The sequence below is a fragment of the Rossellomorea orangium genome (assembly GCF_019334305.1).
Lineage (GTDB): Bacteria > Bacillota > Bacilli > Bacillales > Bacillaceae_B > Rossellomorea.
The window spans coordinates 631742-656646 of record NZ_JAHWGH010000014.1 but is presented as its reverse complement, the minus strand read 5'-3'; the positions used below and the strand labels follow the sequence as shown (position 1 = coordinate 656646).

Sequence of the window (24905 nt, the reverse complement as noted above, 5' to 3'; positions counted from 1 at the left end):
TTTACCACAGATTAGGCGTTGACACTGTTCTGAATCCGTTCTGCACTTGTGGCAGTATCTTGAACATATTGAGCGATCGTCCGGTTGTCACCATGAAGGGTTTCTATGGTGGCACTGATTTCTTCAAGGCCCGCAGATGTCTGTTGGATGACGGCTGCCAATTCCTTCGTTGACAGCTCGGCTTGTTCCGTCTCTCCCCTTACTTCAGAAGCGGTGGACGTTAGGCGTTGAAACTCGTTTGAGAGTGCGTCAAGCTTCTCGCGGAGTGTCGTGAAATAGGATGTCACTTCTCCTGTTGCCCCTACGTTTTCATTGAGTTTTTCAGAGCTCAGATTCATGATTTCAACAGCAGAAGAGTTCACGGCGTTAACGGAAGCCAGGTTGTCGTTGATGCGTGTCGCTGTGTTCCGCGTGATTTCCGCCAATTTCCGGATTTCATCGGCCACGATACTGAATCCGCGCCCTGCTTCCCCTGCCCTTGCAGCCTCAATAGATGCATTTAGAGCCAGTAGATTGGTTTGATCCGTAATATCCTGGATGCTTCCGATAAAGGTATTGGTTTCTTCGATTTTACTTGTTAGCTCTTTAAAGGTTTGATGAAGGCCTTCAATAATATTTTTCAGCTCGATCATGTTTTCCTGAAGATCTATGACTCGTTCGCTTCCTGAAACGGCTAAGCTATTCGCATCGTTGGAGTGTGAGGTAAGATCGTCCGAAAGCCTTGCCACTTCTTCCATTTTACTCATCGTCGTTTCCGTCACGAGAGCGATGTTATTGATTTGATCGCTTTGAGTGACACTTCCAGCAGAAATTTCATTCACAGCTGTCTTCATCTCATCATGTGAGACCAGGTGGGTTTGGACCTGTTCGTTGATTTGGCTGATGCTCGATGAGATGGTCGCTAATTCTTTTTGTAAAAAGTTTCGCTGATCTTCTTTTTTCTTACTTTCGTTTTCTGTGGTGTGGATAAATTCCTGCAGCTGCTTAAATTGCCCTCGATTCAGTTGGATGACGACTGCGAGGACGATGCCGAGCAGCACATAGCTCAATAGCGCAGGGACGAATAATTCGGCGAATATAGGATCTCCTTCAGGTGCCAGCACACCATTCATCACGAGCAGTACGAGACCGGAAGTAAAGCCGATTCCGAAGATAACAGGATTAAAGTGAATGGCGCTGATCACAGCTAAAAATAAAAGAATAACTAAATCGGGAGGATTGGATCCTTCAAGAAATAGCCAGATTCCCATGATGAGATAGACTGTAGGGATGCTGAAGTATACAAAGAGATTCGGTTTTTTAAGAATTAATTGAATGACAACAAAATATCCGGCCAGTACCAGGATCTGTGTAGCAAATACAGCTACTGTGATGGTGCCCGATTCATGTAGTATGGAATACATAAGGGCAGCTGCCAGGCTGATTCCGTACGTAATCAGTAGCAGAAGGTTCTTTCTTTTACTATCGACTTCTTTCAATTGCTTAGGGGTCATGACTTTCTCTCCTTTTAATAAAATCCCGTATATTCCATATATCGACATAAACGGTTGCGCTTACATAGGGTTTTACAGTGATTTGAAAGAAAATTTCGAATCAAACTTTCCTCAATAATCAGTAGTTCCATCCGATATTAGTAATAGACTACGATGAGTAAGGTGGAGCGATCAGATGGATAAGACGTCTTTAATAGGAGTCATTTTAGGATTGATAGCGGTTGGAGTGGGGATGGTGTTCAAAGGTGTAAGCCTTGTGGCCTTATTGAACCCTGCAGCCATTTTAATTATTGTACTGGGCACGGTTGCCGCTGTGACCATTGCCTTTCCGACACATGAGATTAAAAAAGTACCGAAGCTTTTCGGGATTCTGTTTAGAGAACAAAAATTGCAGGACCCGAAACAAACGATTCAATTCTTTTCACAAATAGCCGACCTTGCCAGGAAGGAAGGATTACTTGCCCTTGAAGCAAAGACACAGGAAGTGGACGATCCATTCCTTAGGGACGGACTTTCATTGGCGGTGGATGGACAAAGTGGTGATTACATAAGGGATGTACTGCATGAAGAGATCGACGCAATGGAAGAGCGGCACTCAGCAGGAGCCCTCATCTTTACACAGGCAGGAACGTACGCACCCACTCTTGGGGTGTTGGGGGCGGTCATTGGATTGATTGCGGCCCTCAGTCATATGGACAACACGGAAGAACTTGGACATGCGATTTCAGCGGCATTCGTTGCCACACTCCTCGGGATTTTCACGGGATACGTTCTGTGGCACCCTTTTGCCAATAAGTTAAAAAGAAAATCGAAGGTGGAGGTACAGATGAAAATGATGATGGTGGAAGGAATCCTGTCCATCATCGAGGGAGAGTCTCCCCGTGTCATTGAACAGAAGCTGGCTTCCTATTTACCTGCAAGTGAACGAATCATGTTACTAAAGGGGGATGAGGATGAGGCGGCGTAAAAAGAAACATGACGACGAGCACATGGATGAATCATGGCTGATTCCATATGCCGACTTACTTACCCTGTTACTGGCCCTCTTCATCGTCCTGTATGCTTCAAGCTCGGTGGACGCTCAGAAGTTCAAAGAGCTCTCACAAGTTTTCAATGAAATCTTCACCGGGGGCACGGGAATGATGGAGTATCCAAGCCCTGTGGCACCTCAGCAATCAAGTGATCAGGTAGAGAAACAAGCTGCATCACTGAATCAAAAAGAAGATAAAGAGAAGGAACTAAGTAAAGAAGAGCTCGATAAACAGGCATTCATGAAGGATCAGGAAGAGTTGAAGGAAATCCAGAAAAAGATTAACGAATATATTAAAACGAATAATCTGGAGGTTCAATTCATCACTAAATTGACGGATGAGGGCCTGCTCCTGACCATTCGGGATAACGTTTTATTTGATTCGGGATCTGCTACAGTTCAGGGCAGTGATCTGAGCGTGGCCGGAGAGCTATCGGACCTCCTCGTCATGAATCCGCCGCGGAACATCATCATCAGCGGTCATACTGACAATGTGCCAATCAGGAATGCGGAGTTCGAATCGAATTGGGAGCTCAGCGTCATGAGGGCGGTCAATTTCATGAAAATCATTCTGGACAATCCAGAGCTTGATCCCCAATGGTTTAGTGCGAAAGGCTTCGGTGAGTTCGAGCCCATCGCCGATAACGGAACGGCAGAGGGACGTGGACAAAACCGCCGGGTGGAAGTATTGATCCTGCCAAGGGTGACTGAATAGAAGAGAATCTGCAGCCGTTTATAGGCTGCAGATTTTTCTGTATTGTGACGTATTTCCGGGGAAATGGGAAAATCATGTCGAAGGGCCGTACTCTATCATCGATTGATGAACACATATCGCACAGCATTTGTTGCTTATTCTTCCTATTATGTTTCACTGTTCCTATTTTAGGGAAAAGTCTGGAAAAGCAATTAGAAGCAGTGGCTAATTTTTCAGGATTTGGGGGTTGCTCGACTACATACATACTTAAATATTTCCCCCTGCTTTATTCCAAACGTTAGCCAGTGCCTCTAGCAAAGGAGGAGCATAATTGGATACGTTTTTTGACATCATAGGTAAAGTTTCGGCATGGTTATGGGGTCCACCGTTGATCATCGTCCTTGGTGCAACAGGCTTGTACTTAACATTTTTATTGAAATTCATACAATTTCGGTATCCTCTGTACATTTTTAAGCAAACGGTGGGAAGCGTGTTTAAAAAGCCGAAGGGAGAAGGAACCGTCACTCCCCTGCAGGCATTGACATCGGCACTGTCGTCCACGATCGGGGCAGCGAACATCGTCGGTGTCCCGGCTGCGATCATGTTCGGTGGTCCTGGAGCCGTCTTCTGGATGTGGGTGATCGCCCTGATCGGTATGGCCCTTAAATTTTCAGAAAGTGTCCTTGCGGTGCGATACCGTGAGAAGAATGAAAAGGGAGAGTATGTGGGCGGTCCCATGTACTACATGACAAAGGGACTGAATATGAGATGGCTTGGCGTCTGGTTCGCTTTTGCCCTCATGATCGAATTGATCCCAAGTGTGATGGTACAGGGGAATGCCGTTGCATCTACTGTGGAAGAAACGTTTAATATAAACGGTCTGATTACGGGGATTATCGTTGCCCTCATTGTCGTATTGATCGTTTTCGGAGGGATCAAACGAATCGGTAAGGTAACGGAAGTATTCGTTCCCTTCATGGCCCTGATCTATGTCGGGAGCGCACTGGTGATCCTGTTTATGAATGTCGATGCCGTACCAGAGTTTTTCAGTCTGATCCTGTCCAATGCCTTCCAACCAATGTCGGCAATGGGTGGTTTTGCCGGAGTGGCTGTGGCTGAGACGATCCGCTGGGGATTTGCCCGGGGACTATACTCTAATGAGGCAGGTCTTGGAACAGCACCGATCGCCCATGCGGCCGCACAAACAGATCATCCTGTACGACAGGGGCTTTGGGCGATTGTTGGAATCGTAATCGATACAATCATCGTCTGTACAGCTACCGCTTTTGTCGTATTATCGTCCGGTGTCTGGACGGCGGAAAACGCCCTCGACGATCCGTCAGCTCTGACAACTGAGGCATTCACAAATTATTTCGGGGAATTTGGCGGGATTCTCGTCACGGTTTCATTAATCTTCTTCGTCCTGTCGACAATCATTGTCATCGTCTTTTATGGAGCCAAACAGGCAGAATTTCTGTTCGGCTGGAAGGCTTCACAGGCAATCAAAGTAGTTTACACCGTGGCCATTGTCCTTGGGTCCGTCGGGGCGGCAAAGGTCATCTGGCAGTTCCTTGATCTGGCCCTTGCAGCCATCCTTATTCCGAATATCATCGCTGTCCTTCTCCTGAGCAAGGAAGTGAAGAGGCTAACGGATGAGTTCTTTACGTCCGATGAATATTACCTGAAAGACACAGGAAAAGTGAAAGATAAGAAAGTATCTTAACATAAAGACTTGTTTTTCCCGGGTGGGGAAAACAAGTCTTTTTTTATTGGATTCTTTCGAAATGAATGTTGTAATTTTTCATCTTCCAACTTGTGTAAACCAAAACAAAAGTTTAGAATATTAACAAAAGTTACTTTTCTTTATAGGGGTGGGAGAAAGTGAACGAAAAAGAAAAGCTTTTACTGTCTTACATTGAAGAGAATCCATTCATGACACAGCAGGAATTATCAGAGAGAAGCGGGATTTCGCGCTCGGCAGTGGCCGGCTATATTTCTAATCTGGTGAAGCAGGGGAAGATTCTAGGAAGAGCGTACGTGATGCCGAATAAAAACGGGATCACGTGCATAGGGGGAGCCAATATCGACCGTAAGATGCGGCTTGAGGATACGCTGATACCTGAAACATCAAATCCTGCGAAGACTGAGCAAACGAGTGGTGGAGTAGCACGGAATATTGCCGAAAACCTCGGGAGACTGGGGAGAGAAGCGAATTTAATCACCGTGGTGGGGGAAGACACAGAAGGCAGCTGGCTTCTGCAGCAGACAAAGTCATTTGCCGACGTCTCAGCTTCCCAGAGGCGAATGAATGAAAGTACAGGAGCATACTCGGCTATATTGGATGAACGTGGTGAAATGATGTTCGCCCTTGCTGATATGAGCATTTATGAAAGCGTTGACATCGGGTTCATTGAGAAAAGGTGGGGGATGATTTCATCTTCGGAAATGGTGCTGCTAGACACGAACTTCCCGGAAGAAGTGCTCATTTATATTATCCGCAGGTGTCAATCCGAAGGGATTCCATTGACGGTGATCCCCGTGTCTGCTCCCAAGGTAAAGAAATTACCTTCTTCATTAGAAGGTGTTACCTGGTTCATCTGCAACAAAGGGGAAGCGGAGATGTATCTGGACATGAAGATCGAAACAGAGGGGGATTATTTTAAAGCAGCCAAGGAACTGACCTTAAGGGGAGCTGAGCGGGCGGTCATCACCCGTGGAGATCAGGGGTTGATCTATTACACCACATATAAAGAGGCGACGGCCATCCTGCCTCCAAGAGTAGAGGTCGAGGACGTGACAGGAGCAGGGGATGCTCTTGTCGCTGGAATATTATTTGGCTATTTGAAAGGATCTGATACAGATGGAGCCTGCCGAATCGGTGTAATTTGTTCGTCGATCACTCTTCAGTCAAGATACACGGTGGCACCTACTTTGAATACAAGCAAGCTACAACAGGAATTCAGTCTTTATTATTAAGGGGGAAATGTGCGTGAATCTAGAGGCATATGTAGAATATTCAGAAGAGGTAAAAGAAGCGAAGAAACAAGGCTTTCCCATCGTGGCATTAGAATCCACGATTATTTCACATGGCATGCCATACCCGCAAAATGTCAGGACCGCAAGGGAAGTGGAGGATATTATTCGCTCCAGGGGGGCTGTACCTGCAACGATTGCGATACTGAATGGAAAGATTAAAATCGGTCTGTCTCCTGAAGAACTGGAATATTTAGGGCAGGCAAGCGGCGTCATCAAGGCGAGCCGCCGTGATATACCATATATCCTAGCCTCAAAAAAAGACGGGGCGACAACGGTGGCGGCAACGATGATCTGTGCAGAGATCTCCGGTATCGCTCTGTTTGTGACAGGGGGCATCGGTGGTGTGCATCGGAATGCAGAGGTGACCATGGACATTTCGGCGGACCTTGAGGAGCTTTCCGGCACAAGTGTGGCTGTCGTTTGTGCAGGAGCCAAGTCCATCCTGGATATCGGATTGACCATGGAATATCTGGAGACAAAGGGGGTACCGGTGATAGGGTATGGTACAGACACGCTGCCTGCCTTTTATACGAGGACCAGTCCTTACTCCGTAAACTACAAAGTAGAATCGGCAAAAGAGATGGCGAGTATATTAAAGGCGAAATGGGCTCTTGGTCTAAAAGGTGGGGTAGTAATCGCAAATCCGATTCCTGAAGAAGATGCCCTGGATGAAAGCGAAATGGCCTCCATCATCGAACAAGCACTGAAGGAAGCGGATGAACAAGGGATCAAAGGGAAAGAAGCAACGCCTTTCCTGCTTGGGAAAGTGAAAGAGTTGACCGATGGGAAAAGCCTGACAGCGAATATTGCCCTGGTGAAGCATAATGCCCATGTCGGGGCTGAGATTGCGGTTCGATATTCAGAGATGAATCGTGTAGGAACATTTTAATTTCATTGATAATAGATAACCCGGGCAGATGGGGATGTCCGGGTTTTTGTTGTGAATTGACATTCACCATTTATATGTAGGTGGAGGTAGGGTAAAATGATGGTAAATAACGTTACGAAAAAGGAAGGTACTATGGCTGAAATGCACCCCTATCATGCATTGAATGTTGATTCAATTCCCGTCCCTGCAGCAATCATCGATGTGAACAATCCATCCTATATAGAAGAAAATGAAGAGTGGAGAGGAATCATCCTGAAAGAAGACAATCTTCTATCGAAAATAATAGAGGAAGAGGACTATTCAATCCGCTTGAACCATCAACCTTACGGGTTCAAACGCAAGCGGCTGGATGAATCCAAAGTATTGGTCATGATGATTCCTAAGGGAATGAAACGTGAAGATTCATCCCACTCCCAATCGGCAGTGTATGAATCCCTCATCCACAATACTCCGACTTGTGTGTGTATCATTGATAAAAACGGAAAGGTCATGGAAATGAATCATTCATTCCAGAAACTGTTTCACATTTCCGATGCCATTCTGGGTGAGCCCTTGTGTAAGCAGCAGCCCCTGGAGAACGAATCATTCATAAGCATTGTCATGAATGGATTGAAAGGCTTGAATACGACTGGTGAAGAAGTGACGTTCGATATGGAGAATCAACGTAAGATTACATGCAATATCACCATTTCACCTGCAAATTATAAGAGTGATGGAACCGTCGACAGTGTGGGGATCATCCTACATGATATTACAGAGAAGAAAAAATATGAAAATGAATTGATGTCTCTGAAAGTCGAACTGGAAAATACACTCCGCCTTCAGAAGACGATCACATATAAAATCAAGAAAAGCAATCATGACTTCGTGATTGAAATGGCAGCAGGAGAACTTTTGAAGAAGCTGAACCTGACCCCTTCCAAAGTCATCGGGAAAACGATCCAGGAAGTGTTCGATTCCCATCATTTAGGAAAGATACAACCGAAACTAAAGCGGATCTGGGAAACAGGGGAAGAATTGACGTATGAAGATGAATACAAAGAATTAGAGTATTTGGCATCCATTGTCCCGGTATTACGACATGGTACAGTCGTGGAAATCATCGTTTCCATTTCGGATATTTCACTGATCAAGGATATTCAAAGGAAGCTGATCGAAAGCGAGCAAAAATATAAATCGATCGTCAAATACAGCCCGGATAATATCTATATGGTCGACACAATGGGGATCATACAAGAAGTGAACCCTGCTGTGAAAACGCAGTGGGATCATATTTCACCGCAGATGATCGGCAGTCATTTCAGTGAATTCATCGCCAGGGGCAGCCGGGAGACGGCCATCAAACAATTCGAAGTCGCCCTCAGGGGAGAAGCATCAAGATTTGTGACCACCTTCGAAAATGGGGAAGGTGGGAAAAGTCATGTGGCGGTCACCAATATCCCCATCCGTGTTAAAAATGAGGTCATTGGCATCTATGGGTTCGGTCAGGACATCACGGAGAAACTGCAGATGGAAGAAGAGCTGAAAGAAGCGAAAGAGTTGCTTGAAGCGTACTTTGAACATGCGGGAGACGGAATCGCCCTTCTTGATCCGGAAGGAAATGTACTGAAAGTAAATCAACAATTTGAGTCCATGTTCGGCTGGTCGAAGGATGAAATCACTGGAGAGGTAATCACCTTCCTTCATCAAGAAGAGCAGGTCGGACAATTTAAACAGAATCTCGCCACGGTGAAAGCCGGGAAGCGGATTAAAGATTATGAAACCGTCCGTTACCGGAAAGACGGCTCCCCGGTGGAGATCGCCTTTAATATGAATCCAATTTTAAACGACAATGGACGCTTGATTGGGATTTCAGCCATCATTCGTGATCTATCCGAAAAGAAACGGAATGAAGACTTGCTTAAGAAGTCAGAGCAGCTCGCGATGATTGGGCAGCTTGCAGCTGGTGTGGCCCATGAAATCAGGAATCCTTTGACTACACTGAAAGGCTTCCTTCAGCTCATGAAGGAAAATGCAGAGGATGATTTCTACCTTGGTGTCATCCAGGGAGAGCTTGATCGCATCGAAATCATCACCAATGAATTCTTGGCTCTGGCGAAACCAAGGGCCGTCAAATTCTCCCTTACATCTTTGACGACCCTCCTCACAAGCTCGGTCGAATTCATCAAGATGGAGTGCCTCAAGCAGGGAGTGGACGTGAGATTCTCAGTGGAAGAAGCTGAGATCTACTGCGATTCCCATCAAATGAAACAGGTCATTTTGAACGTGATGAAAAATGCCCTTGAAGCCATGCCTTCAGGCGGACTCCTTAGTGTGCAGCTTGAGAAAGACGAGGGATACGGTAAGATCACCATCCAGGATAATGGAAACGGAATACCACCTGAACGTATGAAACATCTTGGCGAACCGTTTTACAGCACGAAAGAAAAAGGGACGGGACTCGGATTGATGATTTGTCAGAAAATCATTAAAGAGCATCACGGCTCACTATCCATCCAAAGCAACGTAAGCGAAGGGACCACTGTCACGATCCTGTTGCCAATTTCAAAAGAGAAATAAAACGTACTCTACGATGAGAGATGAATCTTGTCGTAGAGTTTTTTTGTTTAAACGGATCATGTCGATAATTCAAGGAAGATATTCCGACAAAAACCAATTTTATCTCGCTGTAATAGCTGATATTTTCCGGGAAATAGTGGGTTCTACAAAATTCTTCAGGGCGCCGCCACAGTATAAAAAGTGTCACATCATGGGGAGAGCACATCGGCAAGTTTCAACATCCTGGAAATGGGATAAAGAATTGGAAAGAGGTGAGAAGAGATGAAGACGAACGTCTTTATAAGCGGTGGAGGGATTGGCGGACTTACCCTCGGGTTGAAACTTGCCCGTTGTAACATTGATGTAACCGTCGTGGAACGGTTACCGGGGCCGGGTTCAGTCTACAAAGGTGAGCTACTACAGCCGAAAAGTCTGGAAATATTCGATTCCCTGGGAGTCATAGATGCCGTCCTTCATAATGGTCATAGCATTTCTGATCTGGAATTGATCGAATTGAAGCAGGCAAAATCGAAGGCGGACCATTCAACGATGAGCTATTCGATCCTCCCCACTCCTTATCCGTTTTCTCTTATGATCCACCACGAAACGCTGAAGGATATCCTGCGGAAGAAGGGGGAGGAATATCCGACCTTCCATTATCGGCCGAATACCGTCTGCAAGAAAATCAACAAGCGTATGGTGACCATAGAGGACCGCGAGACGAAGGTAGAACAAGAGATTCATAGTGACTTCATTATCGGGGCAGAGGGAAGGAGCTCCGTCACCCGCGACTATATGGGGGTGGATGTGAAGGAGAAAAAGTACAATCATCATTTCCTGACCGTCACATTCCCGCGTCCAAAAGATATGACGAAAGGCAGGATCGTTTCTACATATCAATCATTCTTAGGTCTGTTTCCCCTCCCGGACAATGAGGTGAGATCCGTTTATCTCATCCCGGCAGGTGAGTACAAAACCCTTCGAAAAAAGCCGGTATCGGAGTTTCATAAACTGTATATTGAAATGTGCCCGGATCTTGCAGGCTATGTGGATCAAATAGGAGATTGGAAGAAAATCCAGCTAATGGTCCCGCTGAAATATCATGCGGAAACTTATGTGAAAGATCATCTTGCCCTTATTGGGGACGCGGCCCACACGGTGCATCCGATGGCAGGGGAAGGAATGAATATGGCGATCCAGGATGGGAGCATCCTTGGAGAGCTGCTGTGTGACATGTATGCAGATGGAAAGTTGGATCCCGTTAATCTTGAATGGTATCCAAAAGTCAGAAAGAGGCGGGTTGCACACCAAATGCATCTCAGTCATTTATCCGCCCTCGTCTACTCCTACCCATATCGCCCGGTCGGCTGGCTGAGAAATAAGAGCCTTCAGAGAATGGAAAAGGATTCGATTTCCCATTACAAACAGATGCTGAACATATCGGGTCTCGGCATGTGGCGGGAATCCATTCACGACAGGTTGATTCAGGGGGGGATGCTCCCGATCAGGCATGATTCCCTAACCGAAGAAAAGAAAACAACGACTACATTTACTAGAGATCAAGATTATCCCTGGAAAGGAAAGGAGGCATTACAATGATTGGAGAAATGGTGAAAGTATGGAGGGCAAGAACCTGGATGAAGAAGAATGTCCCGTTCCTTTACAGCTGGCATGCTTATGTCGGATACGAGATGGACTTGTTCGACAGTTTTACAGAGCCTGCGTCCATCCAGGAAGTGGCCCTCTCGAGAAACATTGAAATGGACCTCCTTGAACAATGGGTGGAGGTAGGCATCACCATCAAGCATCTTAAACGGGTGGAAGCTGAGAAAGTCACGACGAGAAACAGATGGAAGCTTCCGACTTCAAAGAAAGATCCCCATTCTTCAGGGATCCTCCTGAAAGAGATGATGGAGCTGCATATACCGGCCCTTTTATCTTATCCTCAGTTGCTGCGGAACCAGACGAAACAGCACTTTAATTCGGATGTACATGGCGCAACCGTCGCGAAGACGTCGATCCTGCTGGAACGCTTTGCCTTTCCAAAGGTACAGAAAGCGATAAAAAAATACAACGTTGATTCCATCCTGGACTTAGGATGTGGTGAAGGCGGATATGTGAAAAGAATAGGGGACCGTTATCCTGACAAGAGAATGGTCGGGATTGAGATCCATGAAGCCGTCGCCAAGGCAGCGGAAGAATCCCTTCAAGATTTTCAGAACGTGGAAATCCTCTGTAAGGACCTCCATGAATATGAACCCCAGAAGCGTTTTGACATGATCATGGCCAACAATCTTTTTCACTATATCGATCCATCGGAGCGGCTGAAGTTTTTTGAAAAAGCCTCAACCTGGCTCGAGGGGGATGGGTTGTTCTTCGTCCTGACCCCGATGCAGAAGTCTAAGCATGGAAAGCAATTTTCAAGTGCTTTCAACAGCTTCTTCATGACATTCCAGAACCTTTATCCGATCCCGTCCCAGAAGGAGATGGAGACCCTTGCGGGGAAAACCGATTTTAAAGTCGAGTCCGTGGAACCGATTGTGAAAGAAGGCGGATGGTATGTGATGATTTTCAGGAAAAACTGATCCTTGTGAGGGGATTGGTTTTTTTGTTTGGGTGAGTTCAGCTGCTGAATAATGGATGAAAATCAGCAGCTGAAATGAAAGTCATAATCAACAGCTGAATCCCCGAGCCCATCCAAACAAATTAATTTCCCAAAACAGGATAGCCTCCCATCATTTTAGGGTAAGAATAAAAAAGTAGATACTGAATGTGGAGGAGAGCCAATTGAGTAGACAAGACATGCATGATTGTATCGGGATTGGAATCGGGCCATATAACTTGAGCTTGGCGGCCCTGATGGAAGAGAAGACGGATCTGAAGGTGAAGTTTTTCGATCAGACACCTGAATTTCAGTGGCATCCCGGGATGCTGATCAACCTGACGGATCTGCAAGTACCGTTCATCGCGGATCTCGTGACGTTTGCGAATCCTCAGAGCCGGTACAGTTATTTGAATTATTTACATACTCATAATCGTTTATATAAATTTTTCTTTTTTCAGAAGTTTGAAATGCCGCGGCAGGAGTATAATGACTATGCCAGATGGGTGGTGGGGCAACTCGGTTCCTGTCAATTTCATAGTGAAGTGATCGGGGTCACGGATGTTGGGGACTGCTATAAGGTTGAGGTGGATAACAGATTAAGGGATGTACGTGAAGTCTATTATGCAAAGCATGTGGTGATGGGGACTGGAAGCAAGCCTCTTATCCTGGATGGGATGGAAGGTCTTCCGGATGAAGACGTCCACCATACGAGCAAGTACCTGTTTCATAAGAGTGCAACGATGGAAGGATCCACCATCACCATTGTGGGATCCGGTCAAAGCGCCGCTGAGGTATTCGTCGATTTATTGAAGGAGCAGGAAAATCATTCGTACCAGCTGACATGGCTTACCCGATCAGAAGGGATCCTTCAGCTTGAATCGTCAAAGCTCGGTCAGGAATTCTTCGCCCCTGACTATGTGGATTACTTCCACGGATTGACGTTTGAAAAGCGTGAGGAAGCTTTGGGGACACTGGATCAGCTCCGGAATGGAATCGATCCGGATACCCTCAACAACATTTACAACATTCTTTATAACCATTCAGTCAGCGATCAATCACCGAGCATTACCATACAGCCCCTTACTGAAGTGAATAAGATCCATCAAGAAGAAGAAGGTTATGTTTTGAACTGCCGTCAATGGCAGGAGGATCGTGATTTTTCCTATCAAAGTGATAAGGTGATCCTCGCAACGGGATATAAACCCAATATACCGAGCTGGTTTATGGATGAATTTGAGGAAAGAATTGTATGGGAAGACGAGATGAAATTTAAGGTGTCGAGAAACTATAAGCTTCAGTTCAAAGAGAAACCGGACCGTGAACATCATTTCTATACAGTGACGAATCTGGAGCATTCCCACGGTGCAGGGGCGACGAATCTAGGACTCGCCGTTGACCGGAACATCCAGATCATCAATGACATCGTGGGGGAAGAGGTATATGAAGTGCAGAGGAATACAATCTTTTCTCAATTTACGATGGATAAAAAAGGGTTTTAATCTATGCCAAGAGGGTAAAGTACAAGTGTGATAAAAATTAAACCATTATTAGGAGTGTTTCATTTTATGGCTAAGATCGCAACGTTAATTACCGATATGTTTGAAGACGTAGAATTTACAGATCCTGAGAAAGCGTTTAAAGAAGCAGGTCACGAAGTCGTGACGATTGAAAAGGAAAAAGGCAAATCAGTCAAGGGTAAGCAGGGGGATGCAACGGTGAAGATCGATGAAAGCATCGACAACGTCAATCCATCAGACTTTGATGCCCTGTTATTACCAGGTGGATTCTCTCCGGATCAGCTCCGTGCAGATGACCGTTTCGTGAAGTTTGCAAAGCATTTCATGGATGAGAAGAAGCCGGTATTCGCTATTTGCCACGGTCCGCAATTACTGATTACGGCAAAAGCGCTGGAAGGACGGAAAGCAACGGGCTTCAAGTCCATCAAGGTGGATATGGAATATGCAGGCGTGACGTATGAGGATAAAGAAGTCGTCGTATGCGGGAATCAACTCGTCACAAGCAGGACTCCGGATGATATTCCGGCATTCAACCGTGAATCACTGGCGCTTCTTTCAAAATAGGACAAGTAAATGAAAGGGGACATTCCCCAAGGTATTTCATACCTTTGTGGGAATGTCCCCCTTTTTTTATAGGAGCTTTATGCTTTTCTTCTAAGGCTACCCATTTCTTCGATGATCGCATTCATTTCACTTGGGCTGAAGTGATCCTTGCGATTCACCATTACATATAAGTCGTGGAGGTCCTCATACATTTCTTCATTAAAGTCTTCAGGTTTTACGGCGCCTGCATTGACCATTCTGAGCTTTTCTTTGATGGCATTGACCATGAATTCGATGTTTTCAGTTGTGTTTTGAGATAAATCCATTTCCGAATCGTCCTTTCTGACGTACCTTTACTACCATTAATCTTTCCATGATTCCTTCATCCTGTCAATAAGCCCCCCGAACATGAGTGACTCTTGGAGGATTTTTTTCGAAGAATGTTTTACACTATTAAGGAATGGGAAATGAGTAGGTAAGCTAAAACGTGAGGAAGGGATTGTTCATGGTATCTGTGTTGTTTGTGTGTTTGGGAAATATTTGCAGGTCCCCGATGGCAGAGGCGATTTTCAGGGCCAAGGTGGAGGAAGAGAATCTTGGTGAATCGATCGAGGTAGATTCAGCCGGTACAGGAGACTGGCATGTAGGAAAGAAACCTCATGAAGGAACTTTAGCCATTCTTAGAGAAAATAATATAAAGAGCGATGGCCTCGTCGCGAGACAATTTCATGTTGAAGATAAGAAATATGATTATATCGTAGCGATGGACGCTTCCAATGAACAGAATATGAAGACAATACTGGACCGTGATCATCACGGGAAGGTATTCAAGCTTTTGGACCTGATGGACGAAAGCAGGGATAAGGATGTCCCTGATCCATACTACACAGGAAACTTTCAGGAAGTGTATGATCTGGTGGAATCCGGCTGCAGCCGATTATTGAATAAAATAAAAAAAGACAATCATTTAAAGGAGGGTAATACATATGGGAAGTAATAAGTTTTTTAAAGGGGTCATGCTGGGTGCTGTTGCAGGGGGGCTACTATCGCTCTTGGACAGATCAACCCGACAGGAAGTGGGTTCCACATTAAAGAATAGCGGGACTTACATTTCAACCTACTCCAAAAACCCTCAGCAACTGATCGAGTCATCCAGAGAAGTGTACGAAAAATTGCGTACGACCGCCGATCAGGTCACAAGAGACATTCAATTCATCAGTGACAAGGTTGAGGAAATCAAAGGGATGACTCCTCAGGTGAAAGAGATCATCGAGGAGACGAAAGAAACGTTTGAAGACTCATCAGAAGCATATAAAGAGACGTTTTCCGACCGTGAAACATCCAATGAACTAACTGCTCAGGATGAAGAGAGTCAGCCGATTGCTTCTTCCTTTAAGGGGTATTAATGAAATGAGGTGAAAGCATGACGGATGAAACGGTCAAAGGAGGATGGAAAGGATTTTCAAAAAGTCTTTTTGGAAATATCAGTTCGAATGATGTAACGGGCCTTGCGGCGCAAATTGCCTATTATTTTCTGTTATCGTTGTTTCCACTGCTGATTTTTATCGTCACCCTCCTCCCGTATCTGCCGGTTGAACAGGGAGATATCTTGGGGCTGGTCAGAGATTTTGCTCCCGGGGAAACGATGTCAATGATTGAGGAAACGCTTCAGGACGTCATGTCAAACCGCAATTCCGGTCTACTGTCTGTCAGTATCATCGCTACGATCTGGTCGGCGTCCAACGGGATGAATGCCATCGTGAAGAGTTTGAATCGCGCCTATGACGTAGAGGAAACGAGATCGTTCATTGCTACGCGACTCATGTCGATCCTTTTGACGTTCGCCATGATTCTCGTTTTTGTCATTGCACTCTTACTACCGGTATTCGGAAAGCAAATTGGACTTTTCTTATTTTCTCAATTTGGTTTTTCAGATCAATTTCTCGCCATATGGAATGGGATTAGATGGGCGATCAGTCCCATCATTCTCTTCATCATATTTGTTGGACTGTACTATTTCGCTCCGAGTAAACGGATCAAGTGTTTAAGTGCCTTCCCGGGAGCGATCTTTGCGACCCTAGGATGGGTTCTCGTTTCCCTTGCGTTCTCCTATTATGTAGGAAGCTTCGGGAACTATTCGGCCACATACGGAAGCATCGGGGGGATCATCGTCCTCATGATCTGGTTCTATCTGACGGGCATCATCATCATGATCGGCGGGGAAATCAATGCCCTCGTGACAATCAAGGACAACGATTCATGTTAAAATAGGGGGAAATGTACTCCCCGGACATATCAGAAGATAAAAAAGGGGAAGATTCAATTAAACGAAACGTTTAGTGAATCTTCTTTTTTTGTGTAAACGAAAGGAGGGATCGCATGCTGATTGCGGCCATGGTCGAGAGGCTGGGAATCATCGTAACGATTGCCTTTGTAATGACGAGGATCAGCTTCTTCCGTCATCTGATCGAGAAGCGGACCCATGTGAAGAAATCCCAAACGATTCTCCTAATCCTGCTGTTTGGTTTCTTTGGGATCGTTGGTACATATACAGGACTGATTGTGAATCCTTTTCAGGAAGAATATACGAAGTGGCAGTGGCATCTGCAGCAGAATGAAGCGATTGCGAATTCCCGGGTCATCGGAGTCGTGGTAGCCGGGCTTCTCGGAGGTCCGTGGATCGGTCTTGGTGCGGGATTAGTTGCAGGGGTCCATCGCTATTTCCTTGGTGGATTTACGGCATTCTCCTGCGGGATATCAACGGTTTTGGCCGGGTTACTCGCAGGGTGGATCGGAAAGAGGGAAAAGAAGAACAGGCTCGTCTCCCCTCAGAAAGCCTTTCTTGTCGGATTCGCGGCAGAAGGGATGCAAATGTTACTCATCCTTCTCTTGTCTAAACCGTTTGACGATGCTTACTTGCTCGTTTCAGATATAGGCTGGCCGATGATCCTGGCAAACGGAATCGGGACGGGGATCTTCCTCCTTATCATCAAAAGTGTTTTCTATGAAGAAGAACGGATGGGAGCGGCGCAGTCACAAAAAGCGCTGCGCCTGGCAGACAGTACCGTGAAATATATGAGGAAGGGGTTGAATGCGACCTCAGCTCAGGCAACATGTGAAATCCTCATGAGGGACGTGAATGCCCTTGCTGTATCGATCACAAATACATCCCATATCCTCGCTCATGTCGGATTGGCATCAGATCACCATCATGAAGGGCGGCCGATTCAAACCGAAGCCACGAAGCGGGTCATTGAAACCGGTGAAATGATGAAGGTCGGACGGGAGGATATCCAGTGTGACCGAAGCGGTTGCCCTCTCGGAGCGGCCATTATGGCACCTCTGCTGAAGGGCGAAGAGATTGTCGGAACCCTTAAATTTTATTTTCATTCGGAAAAGGAGATTTCACCGATCTTGATGGAATTAACGAAAGGGATCGCGACGCTCCTTAGCCATCAACTGGAGCTGGCTGAAATCGATACGCATAAAGAGCTCGCGAAAGAGTCGGAAGTAAAAGCATTGCAGGCACAAATCAATCCCCACTTCCTGTTCAACACGATCAATGTCATTGTGTCTCTGACGAGAATCAATCCAGACAAAGCAAGGACCCTGCTGATTTCCCTTTCCCAATTCGTCAGACAGAACTTGACGGGGAGCACGAAGTCAACGTCCACCCTTAAAGAGGAAGTACAACATGTGAAAGCCTATCTCGCGATTGAAGAAGCGCGTTTTTTTGACAGGCTTGAAGTGGTGTACCACATTGATAAAGAGGCACTGAAGGTTCAAGTTCCATCCATCACCCTGCAGCCTCTTGTGGAAAATGCAATCAAGCACGGCATGAGGAATATGGAAGAGGGATTCATTTTGAAAGTCTCGATAGCAGGGGACGAGGATGAAGTAACCGTAAGGATCGATGATAACGGGGCTGGAATCCGTGAAGATAAAATGAATACCCTTTTGGACGAGCCAGTGGAATCCGATTCGGGAACCGGTATCGGACTATACAATGTGAACAAGCGCCTGGAAATGATGATGGGAAAAGGATCCGGCCTATTGATCTCTTCATCAACAGGAAACGGAACCGTCGTAGAATTTACCCTAAGGAGTGAGAAGGAATGAGAGTCGCGATCATCGATGATGAACCATATAGCCGTGAAGAGATGAAACATCTTCTGAGCGGTTATCCATGGGTGGAAGTGGTTGGAGAAGCAAGTTCTGCAGAAAAAGGGCTGGAGGTCATATTAACTAAAAATCCAGATGTCCTGTTTCTTGATATAGAGATGCCCGGCATGAGCGGGGTGGATCTTGCTGAAACCCTTCAAAAAATGAAGCACAAGCCGGAAATCGTATTCGCGACAGCTTATCCTGACTATGCCCTTAAAGCATTCCGGGTAGAAGCTGTGGACTATTTGTTGAAGCCCTTTGAAGAAAGTCAGCTTGCCCAGACGATGGAGAGGTTAAAGTCCCTGGTGAAGATAGAAACTGAGACCAGGGAAAGTCCTTCCCTGGGGAAACTGGCTGTTCAGGATGAGGACAAAATAGTGTTCATCAGCCCTCAAGACATCCTCTATATTTTCCGGGAGGAGAGGGAAACGTTCATCTGTACCGAAAAAAAGAAATATACGTGCAGGCTTCCAATCAAGGATCTTGAAGCAAAGCTTGCTACTTACCCATTCTTCCGGGTCCACAAAAGCTATCTCGTTCAGTTGCCGTTTGTGGAAGAACTGATTCCATGGGGGAGCGGTGTGTATCAGCTGAAGGTTCATGGAGCTGATGAAGCGATTCCGGTGAGCAGGAACTATGTGAAAGAACTGCGGGAGAGGTTGGAATTGTAAGCTTTACTGTGTGTACCGGGTACAATGAGACGGATTGGTACCTGGTACTTTTTTTTGTTGGGGTATGAGGCGTAATTTGGCATTTTGTACGATGCACGTCAACACCGTATCACCACACTTCAACCTTAATTACCAACATCTTAAACAGAATGTGACGAATCTGTGAAAACGCTTGCTATAATGAAAGCGTATTCATAACTGAACGAAAGGGGATCATATACATGGTCACATTTCTGGTCTCGATTGTTGTCTTAATCATAGGTTACTTCACATATGGAAAATTAATTGAAAAGATTTTTGGTATTAATGAAACACGTTCAACGCCTGCGTATGCGAAGGCGGACGGAGTAGACTACGTGCCTATGGACACGAAGCGGAACTCCATGATCCAACTGTTGAACATCGCCGGTGTCGGCCCGATCTTCGGTCCGATCATGGGAGCGTTGTACGGACCAGTTGCCTTCCTTTGGATCGTACTCGGGGCAATTTTTGCCGGAGCGGTTCATGATTACTTAACAGGAATGATTTCAATCCGTAATGGAGGAGCTCATTTACCGGAGCTTGCAGGACGTTTTCTAGGGAAAACGATGAAGCATGTAGTCAACGCATTCTCGATTCTTTTACTTGTATTGGTAGGGACGGTGTTCGTGACCGCGCCTGCAGCACTGATTGCGAATCTGACACCAGCATGGATTTCTCTTGGTGTCATCATTGCAGCGATCTTTGTTTATTACATTGTCGCAACGTTATTGCCGATCGATAAAATCATCGGTAAAGTGTACCCACTATTCGGAGCACTTCTTCTGATCAGTGCGGTAGGTATCGGGGCAGGATTAGTTATCACGGGAGCAGATATTCCTGAGGTTTCCCTAACGAATATGCACCCTGATTCAGTAGCTATTTTTCCTTTATTATTCTTGACGATCTCATGTGGGGCTCTTTCAGGTTTCCATGCCACACAATCACCGATCATCTCAAGAACGACTCAAAACGAAAAGAACGGACGCAAAATTTTCTACGGCATGATGATCCTGGAAGCGATCATCGCCATGATCTGGGCAGCAGCAGCGATGAGTTTATTCGAGCCTGGTGAACTGAATAGCATCCTGAAAGAAGGCGGACCGGCAGCGGTCGTGAGCGAAGTGTCGATCCTGATGCTTGGTTCCATCGGTGGAACGCTTGCCATCCTTGGTGTCATTATTCTTCCGATCACATCCGGTGATACGTCATTCCGAAGTGCACGTATGATCATTGCCGACTACATCAAAGTAGGACAAGTGAAAATGTCCAGCCGTCTTTGGATTGCCATTCCGCTGTTTGTGATTTCAGTCGTACTGACTCGCATGGACTTCAACCTGTTATGGAGATACTTCTCTTGGGCAAACCAATCGACAGCGATGATTGCCCTTTGGGTAGGTGCCATGTATCTGGGTCTTCAGAAGAAACCGCACTGGGTCGCAACGATCCCGGCGATCTTCATGACGATGGTGACTTTCACATATATCTTGAGCGCACCGATCGGATTCGGACTTTCAATGGGGACAGCTTACATGGGTGCATCCATTGTGACGATCGTAGCCATTCTTGCCTTTATCTACACGTTAAGAAAGCGCTTAAACGATGGATCGGTCATCCAGGTCGACGAAGAGGTACCGCAGCCAGCAGCGTAAATGGAGAGTTTTCCGGTTATTACCGGGAAACTCTTTTCCTTTTTTGCACAAAATAAAGATGATTCACAAACTATGTTGTAGGAGTGATTCAGCATGACAAAGAAAACGAAAAAAGACGGCGGTACAAAGCAAAACCAAAATGCAAAACCAAAGCATAAAACATCCGGTTCTGCAAACGGACAGAATGGATATCACTAGAAATTCATGGCCAATCCTTCACGGGTTGGCTTTTTTATTTATAGAGCAGATGTCTTTATCCGTTAGGATGTATTATAATGGAGGTAGTTTCAAAAATTTAGTAGTCTCAAAAGGAGATCCCATTATGTCGAATACTAATGATCAACAAATACAGCCAGAAAAGAAAAAAATCAGCCTTCAGGAAGCGATGAAGCAGCAGCTTGCGAAGAAGAAAGAAGCTCAGGCAGGGGGCAAGCAGGCAACAGGTGGCCTTGCTTCGAACCAACGCATGCAAAGCCAGCAAACGAAGAAGCCTAGTAATACCCGCCGGAAGATGGGTAGCTAATAGTGGGAGAGGAGCGCTCGGGATTTGAGAGTGCTCTTTTTTATGTTGGCAGGCGGCTGCGTGGTGCGGAATTTGTCGGTTATTGGTGTGACAGATTGATAAATCGAAAAAACGGTTGATAAAATCCCGATCACGCTGCTCGCCATTAACTTCCCTATTTACACTTCCATCCATTCATGCTAATATTAGAAAAATTTCAAAAAAATGCCATGAAGAGAAGAGTAGGTATCAAAGACTTCTTTAAAGAGAGCCCCGGCAGCTGAAAAGGGGCAGGAAGGACGGTATTGAACCAAGACTCTGAGCAGTGCATCGGAACCCGGTGGGGGATGGTGTGACGGGAGCTCCCGTTATAGAGCTAGGGTATATGCCAATGAGCCGTACCTGAAAAGGCCGGTATGGTGACATATTCGGCGAACTGGGGTGGCACCGCGATTCATAATCTCGCCCCCAAGATGAATGTCTTGGGGGTGGGATTTTTTTGTTTCACAAACACAATCGCGGGGAGGAATAGTGTATGAAAAAATGGAAGGATCCTTTATTGCTTTTGCTTGGAATTGGAATTTCGAATATCGGCGGGTGGATTTATTTGATCGCCCTTAATTTGATCGTATTGGATGAGTGGGCATCTCCCATGGCGGTCGTCATGTTGTATGTATTGAAGCCCGGAGCGGCCCTTTTAACAAATGGCTGGGCCGGAAGTGTGATTGACAGGGTCAATAAACGGAATTTGATGGCATTTCTGGATTTCTTCAGGGCGGTGTTGATTGCTGCGTTGCCCCTTCTTTCTACAGGATGGTGGATGTATGTAGTGGTGCTTTTCATCAACATGGGGAGTGCCATCTTTTATCCGGCATCGATGACGTATATCACGGCTTTGATTCCGGGGGATAACAGGCAGAGGTTCAATGCTCTCAGGGGACTGATCGGGTCAGGGGCATTTTTGATAGGACCAGGGGTAGCGGGGTTGATGTTCATGATGGGAACCCCGACGGTCGCGCTTTACCTGAATGCCCTTGCGCTTCTATTATCAGGAGTGATTACCCTCTTTTTACCGAAGCTAGAGAATGGGGAGCGGGTTCATACGGGCGGTTCCAACTGGGAAGTGGTCAAGGGTGATTGGATGGTGGTCTGGAGCTTTAGCCGCAGGGCAGCGTATGTGATGGTCCTTTACGTTCTGTTCACGGTGATGCTTGTCATGACGGCCGTGATCGATTCCCTTGAAGCCGCTTTTTCAAAGGAGGTCTTGTACCTTTCCGACAGTACGTACGGTTATCTGGTGAGTATTGCAGGGGGAGGGTTCGTAATAGGATCCCTTCTGAACACGGCGTTTTCTCACAAGCTCAAGCATATGACTCTCATGGGCTCAGGCTCTGTGGTCGTTTCCCTGGGGTATATCATCTATGCCTGTTCACATAACTTCCTGACGGTGGCGATTGGGTTCGCCCTCCTATCCTTCGCCCTCGCCTTTGCGACTACAGGATTCGAGACATTTTATCAAGAACATATTCCGGTTGATATCATGGGCCGTGTGGGAAGCCTCTATGGATTGCTTGAAGGAGTACTTGTCATTTTATTAACAGTCGTGATCGGAATCGGCGCAGAGGCGTGGTCGATCCGGACCGCCGTGGCAGGGGGCTCGATTCTCATGCTATTGATCACGCTGATTTTATATTTCAGCTTACAGAAGAATTCTTGGGAAAAACAGTTGAAACAACATTCAGAATGTTATAATAAATAAAAAATATACTCATACAGGGGGGTTCGCGGATGAAGATGACGGTGGATCAGTATTGGAACAGATGGGAAGATCTGATGAACAGGGAAGAAGCGAGCTTTGATAAGTGGGAGGGTCTTGAGGACCTATTGTTCATTGCCCAAAAGGAAGGCGATCTCTATAAGGAGTTCTGCTGCCGTTTCGGTATCATCAGTACCGTCAACTATCTCGGGGAGTATGAGGAATTATTCGATCACTTTGAATGGTGCAGCGGCTTCTTCTTTGACAATGAAGAGAATCTTGAGGATTGGGTGGAAGACCTGCTGTGGATGTATAAATGGATGGCAGAGCATTTAGTGAAGATGCCCGGCATAGAAAGGGAGCTTCTGGATGCCTTTTTCCGGGATTTTCAGGAAACATACGACCGATATGGATACAGCCTTCGCCCATATTATCAGCATCAGCATAAACGGGCTTTGAAGACAGGTGAAGCCGGAGATGCCCATGACCATTATACAAAATGGATGGCAGCTGAGCGTGATTCCCTTTCGGATTGTGAAGCGTGTGAATATCAAACCCAGCTGGAGTATTTTTATTTTACTGGAGAAAAGGAAAAAGCCTCTCCCATCGAAAAGCTTTTATTGTCAAAGGAAGTGAGCTGTGGTGAAATCCCTCATCTGACTTACAGTAAACTGCTCCTGCCTTATTATGAGGATGGACGGGTGGAGCAGGCGCGCCGATACCAGTCCGAAGGATATTTCTTCATCTATGATAAACCTCACTATTTGGTGGAAGCTTCCGAACATATCCGTTTTTTGGCGTTAACCGAACCTCCAAAGGGAATCAAGGTGCTGGAACGCCATATTGAATACGCTGACAGCGGGAAGGATCCATATGGGATGTTTTATTTTTATATGAGCTGCATCGTCCTTCACCGAAAGCTGATTGAAGCGGGTCATCGTCCTGGTTTCGCAGTGGATGTGATGAGTGAGGTGGCCGAGGAGATTGCGGCGGATTTTGATGAGAGGAATGGGAATGATTTTTTTGAGGGGGAGATGGAGAGGTTTTATGCTTTGTAAACATGGGAGGCTATATGCTGTGATCATACTCAGCATTCTTTCATTGTTGGCCTGTAGCAACCAGGATTCCAGGGAATGGTTTGAGACGGAGGAAGAGGCTATTCAATATGGTTTACGCACGGAAGGTTTTGAGGGGATTCCTCCGAAAATACTTTCTACGAAAGAGTATCGGGGAGAAACTCTCGTATTCTTTGACCTGGCAGGTGATTTTGGCGCGGCCAGTATATCCAGGAGTGAAAAGGGATATAGCTGGTATCGAACCGCTCCTCATTTCGGATTCGAAGGAGGCGGTGATTATTCTACGGGAGGCTTTGAGCTCTCAACGGAAAGTGGAGTCAAGGTTCCTGTTATCTGTGGGAAAGCATTTGATGTAAGCATTAAGAAGATGGTGCTATCGGGGGACGGACCTCAAAGGGATTTGACATTTACGAGTGGTTCGCGGCTGTATTTCAGTATTCATGAAGCAGACTATAATGGGCTTGAGGTAGCCCCTGTGCGATCGGGTGAATAAAATGCAATTGACACCCCCATCAAATCTCTATATAATCATCTAAAATAACTGAAACATTGAAGAGGATCAGTAAAAGGATCTTGTCTTTTCAGAGAGGGAGCGGTTTGGTGAGAAGCTCCCATTGATGAACCTTTGAACCTGCCTCTAAGTTCTGTATCGATTGAAGATATCAGCGGTCCGAAACCGTTATCATGGAATGAGTGTAAAGCTTTGCTTTGAATCAGGGTG

22 protein-coding genes and 2 other annotated features (1 of these 24 cut by a window edge) are annotated in these 24905 nt (G+C 46.0%); of the genes, 20 read left to right on the top strand and 2 right to left on the bottom strand.

Translation table 11 applies throughout. The annotated features are described in order from the left end of the window. Positions 1-11 precede the first annotated feature (11 nt). Positions 12-632 carry a methyl-accepting chemotaxis protein gene (locus tag KYJ26_RS24375; RefSeq protein WP_374939763.1) on the bottom strand — a complete coding sequence of 207 codons (621 nt, stop codon included), beginning with the start codon at positions 630-632 and terminating at the stop codon, positions 12-14. Positions 633-1668: 1036 nt separating this feature from the next. Between KYJ26_RS24375 and motA the strand changes: the two genes are divergently transcribed. The 10 genes from motA to KYJ26_RS12975 all read left to right on the top strand — a co-directional run bounded on the left by motA (position 1669) and on the right by KYJ26_RS12975 (position 14366). Next, complete coding sequence (motA, locus tag KYJ26_RS13020; protein WP_219167709.1) at positions 1669-2460, top strand: flagellar motor stator protein MotA; 792 nt, start codon at positions 1669-1671, stop codon at positions 2458-2460. Continuing rightward, entirely contained in the window at positions 2447-3238 is a 792-nt protein-coding gene (motB, locus tag KYJ26_RS13015) for a flagellar motor protein MotB (RefSeq protein WP_219167707.1), read from the top strand. The genes motA and motB overlap by 14 nt, the downstream gene beginning before the upstream one ends. 310 nt (positions 3239-3548) lie before the next feature. Further along, a complete protein-coding gene (locus KYJ26_RS13010) occupies positions 3549-4940 on the top strand; it encodes an alanine/glycine:cation symporter family protein (RefSeq protein WP_219167705.1) in 1392 nt (463 codons plus the stop codon). Between the two features lie 158 nt (positions 4941-5098). Next, positions 5099-6193 carry a carbohydrate kinase gene (locus KYJ26_RS13005; RefSeq protein ID WP_219167703.1) on the top strand — a complete coding sequence of 365 codons (1095 nt, stop codon included), beginning with the start codon at positions 5099-5101 and terminating at the stop codon, positions 6191-6193. 13 nt (positions 6194-6206) lie between these two features. Further along, the gene (locus KYJ26_RS13000; protein WP_308807562.1) at positions 6207-7142 is read left to right on the top strand and encodes a pseudouridine-5'-phosphate glycosidase; all 936 of its coding nucleotides are present in this window, start codon (positions 6207-6209) and stop codon (positions 7140-7142) included. Between the two features lie 96 nt (positions 7143-7238). Continuing rightward, entirely contained in the window at positions 7239-9701 is a 2463-nt protein-coding gene (locus KYJ26_RS12995) for a PAS domain-containing protein (protein ID WP_219167699.1), read from the top strand. A 261-nt stretch (positions 9702-9962) separates the two neighbouring features. After that, entirely contained in the window at positions 9963-11279 is a 1317-nt protein-coding gene (locus tag KYJ26_RS12990) for an FAD-dependent oxidoreductase (protein ID WP_219167697.1), read from the top strand. Continuing rightward, a complete protein-coding gene (locus KYJ26_RS12985; RefSeq protein ID WP_219167695.1) occupies positions 11276-12265 on the top strand; it encodes a class I SAM-dependent methyltransferase in 990 nt (329 codons plus the stop codon). Before KYJ26_RS12990 ends, KYJ26_RS12985 begins: the two co-directional genes overlap by 4 nt. A gap of 202 nt (positions 12266-12467) precedes the next feature. Continuing rightward, positions 12468-13784, top strand: a complete 1317-nt coding sequence (locus KYJ26_RS12980; protein ID WP_257474992.1) for a lysine N(6)-hydroxylase/L-ornithine N(5)-oxygenase family protein — start codon at positions 12468-12470, stop codon at positions 13782-13784. Between the two features lie 66 nt (positions 13785-13850). Beyond that, complete coding sequence (locus KYJ26_RS12975) at positions 13851-14366, top strand: type 1 glutamine amidotransferase domain-containing protein (protein WP_219167692.1); 516 nt, start codon at positions 13851-13853, stop codon at positions 14364-14366. 77 nt (positions 14367-14443) lie between these two features. Here the strand turns inward: KYJ26_RS12975 and KYJ26_RS12970 are convergent, their stop codons facing one another. Then, on the bottom strand, positions 14444-14671 hold the full coding sequence (locus KYJ26_RS12970) for a DUF1128 domain-containing protein (protein WP_219167691.1): 228 nt from the start codon (positions 14669-14671) through the stop codon (positions 14444-14446). Between the two features lie 179 nt (positions 14672-14850). Here KYJ26_RS12970 and KYJ26_RS12965 point away from each other — a divergent pair, with 179 nt between their 5' ends. The 10 genes from KYJ26_RS12965 to KYJ26_RS12920 all read left to right on the top strand — a co-directional run bounded on the left by KYJ26_RS12965 (position 14851) and on the right by KYJ26_RS12920 (position 24677). Then, positions 14851-15342, top strand: coding sequence for a low molecular weight protein-tyrosine-phosphatase (locus tag KYJ26_RS12965; protein ID WP_219167690.1), 492 nt, complete (start codon positions 14851-14853; stop codon positions 15340-15342). Further along, a complete protein-coding gene (locus KYJ26_RS12960; protein ID WP_219167689.1) occupies positions 15332-15751 on the top strand; it encodes a hypothetical protein in 420 nt (139 codons plus the stop codon). The genes KYJ26_RS12965 and KYJ26_RS12960 overlap by 11 nt, the downstream gene beginning before the upstream one ends. A 17-nt stretch (positions 15752-15768) precedes the next feature. Next, positions 15769-16611 (top strand): YihY/virulence factor BrkB family protein, encoded by an 843-nt coding sequence (locus KYJ26_RS12955; RefSeq protein ID WP_219167687.1) that lies wholly within the window; start codon positions 15769-15771, stop codon positions 16609-16611. A gap of 113 nt (positions 16612-16724) precedes the next feature. After that, the gene (locus KYJ26_RS12950; protein ID WP_219167685.1) at positions 16725-18464 is read left to right on the top strand and encodes a LytS/YhcK type 5TM receptor domain-containing protein; all 1740 of its coding nucleotides are present in this window, start codon (positions 16725-16727) and stop codon (positions 18462-18464) included. After that, positions 18461-19180, top strand: coding sequence for a LytR/AlgR family response regulator transcription factor (locus tag KYJ26_RS12945; protein WP_219167683.1), 720 nt, complete (start codon positions 18461-18463; stop codon positions 19178-19180). The genes KYJ26_RS12950 and KYJ26_RS12945 overlap by 4 nt, the downstream gene beginning before the upstream one ends. 221 nt (positions 19181-19401) lie before the next feature. Then, positions 19402-20850, top strand: coding sequence for a carbon starvation CstA family protein (locus tag KYJ26_RS12940; protein ID WP_219167681.1), 1449 nt, complete (start codon positions 19402-19404; stop codon positions 20848-20850). 322 nt (positions 20851-21172) lie between these two features. Beyond that, a complete protein-coding gene (locus KYJ26_RS12935; protein WP_034761269.1) occupies positions 21173-21373 on the top strand; it encodes a hypothetical protein in 201 nt (66 codons plus the stop codon). 200 nt (positions 21374-21573) lie between these two features. Continuing rightward, positions 21574-21825, top strand: a binding site (T-box leader). Between the two features lie 62 nt (positions 21826-21887). Further along, positions 21888-23111: an MFS transporter gene (locus KYJ26_RS12930; RefSeq protein WP_219167679.1), complete on the top strand. Its 1224-nt coding sequence runs from the start codon at positions 21888-21890 to the stop codon at positions 23109-23111. A 29-nt stretch (positions 23112-23140) separates the two neighbouring features. After that, positions 23141-24166 carry a hypothetical protein gene (locus KYJ26_RS12925; protein ID WP_219167678.1) on the top strand — a complete coding sequence of 342 codons (1026 nt, stop codon included), beginning with the start codon at positions 23141-23143 and terminating at the stop codon, positions 24164-24166. A gap of 19 nt (positions 24167-24185) precedes the next feature. Next, positions 24186-24677 (top strand): hypothetical protein, encoded by a 492-nt coding sequence (locus KYJ26_RS12920; RefSeq protein WP_219167676.1) that lies wholly within the window; start codon positions 24186-24188, stop codon positions 24675-24677. Positions 24678-24724: 47 nt separating this feature from the next. Next, positions 24725-24905 (top strand) — a binding site (T-box leader) (it continues 24 nt past the right edge of the window).

Bases quoted from the DNA above. Each gene is read 5' to 3' on its own strand.
- KYJ26_RS12970 (WP_219167691.1), bottom strand. From the start codon at position 14,671: ATGGATTTATCTCAAAACACAACTGAAAACATCGAATTCATGGTCAAT.
- KYJ26_RS12940 (WP_219167681.1), top strand. From the start codon at position 19,402: ATGGTCACATTTCTGGTCTCGATTGTTGTCTTAATCATAGGTTACTTC.
- KYJ26_RS12930 (WP_219167679.1), top strand. From the start codon at position 21,888: ATGAAAAAATGGAAGGATCCTTTATTGCTTTTGCTTGGAATTGGAATT.
- KYJ26_RS12945 (WP_219167683.1), top strand. From the start codon at position 18,461: ATGAGAGTCGCGATCATCGATGATGAACCATATAGCCGTGAAGAGATG.
- KYJ26_RS12975 (WP_219167692.1), top strand. From the start codon at position 13,851: ATGGCTAAGATCGCAACGTTAATTACCGATATGTTTGAAGACGTAGAA.
- KYJ26_RS12955 (WP_219167687.1), top strand. From the start codon at position 15,769: ATGACGGATGAAACGGTCAAAGGAGGATGGAAAGGATTTTCAAAAAGT.
- KYJ26_RS24375 (WP_374939763.1), bottom strand. From the start codon at position 632: ATGATCGAGCTGAAAAATATTATTGAAGGCCTTCATCAAACCTTTAAA.
- KYJ26_RS12950 (WP_219167685.1), top strand. From the start codon at position 16,725: ATGCTGATTGCGGCCATGGTCGAGAGGCTGGGAATCATCGTAACGATT.
- KYJ26_RS12960 (WP_219167689.1), top strand. From the start codon at position 15,332: ATGGGAAGTAATAAGTTTTTTAAAGGGGTCATGCTGGGTGCTGTTGCA.
- KYJ26_RS12925 (WP_219167678.1), top strand. From the start codon at position 23,141: ATGAAGATGACGGTGGATCAGTATTGGAACAGATGGGAAGATCTGATG.
- KYJ26_RS12935 (WP_034761269.1), top strand. From the start codon at position 21,173: ATGTCGAATACTAATGATCAACAAATACAGCCAGAAAAGAAAAAAATC.
- KYJ26_RS12990 (WP_219167697.1), top strand. From the start codon at position 9,963: ATGAAGACGAACGTCTTTATAAGCGGTGGAGGGATTGGCGGACTTACC.
- motB (WP_219167707.1), top strand. From the start codon at position 2,447: ATGAGGCGGCGTAAAAAGAAACATGACGACGAGCACATGGATGAATCA.
- motA (WP_219167709.1), top strand. From the start codon at position 1,669: ATGGATAAGACGTCTTTAATAGGAGTCATTTTAGGATTGATAGCGGTT.
- KYJ26_RS12995 (WP_219167699.1), top strand. From the start codon at position 7,239: ATGATGGTAAATAACGTTACGAAAAAGGAAGGTACTATGGCTGAAATG.
- KYJ26_RS12985 (WP_219167695.1), top strand. From the start codon at position 11,276: ATGATTGGAGAAATGGTGAAAGTATGGAGGGCAAGAACCTGGATGAAG.
- KYJ26_RS12965 (WP_219167690.1), top strand. From the start codon at position 14,851: ATGGTATCTGTGTTGTTTGTGTGTTTGGGAAATATTTGCAGGTCCCCG.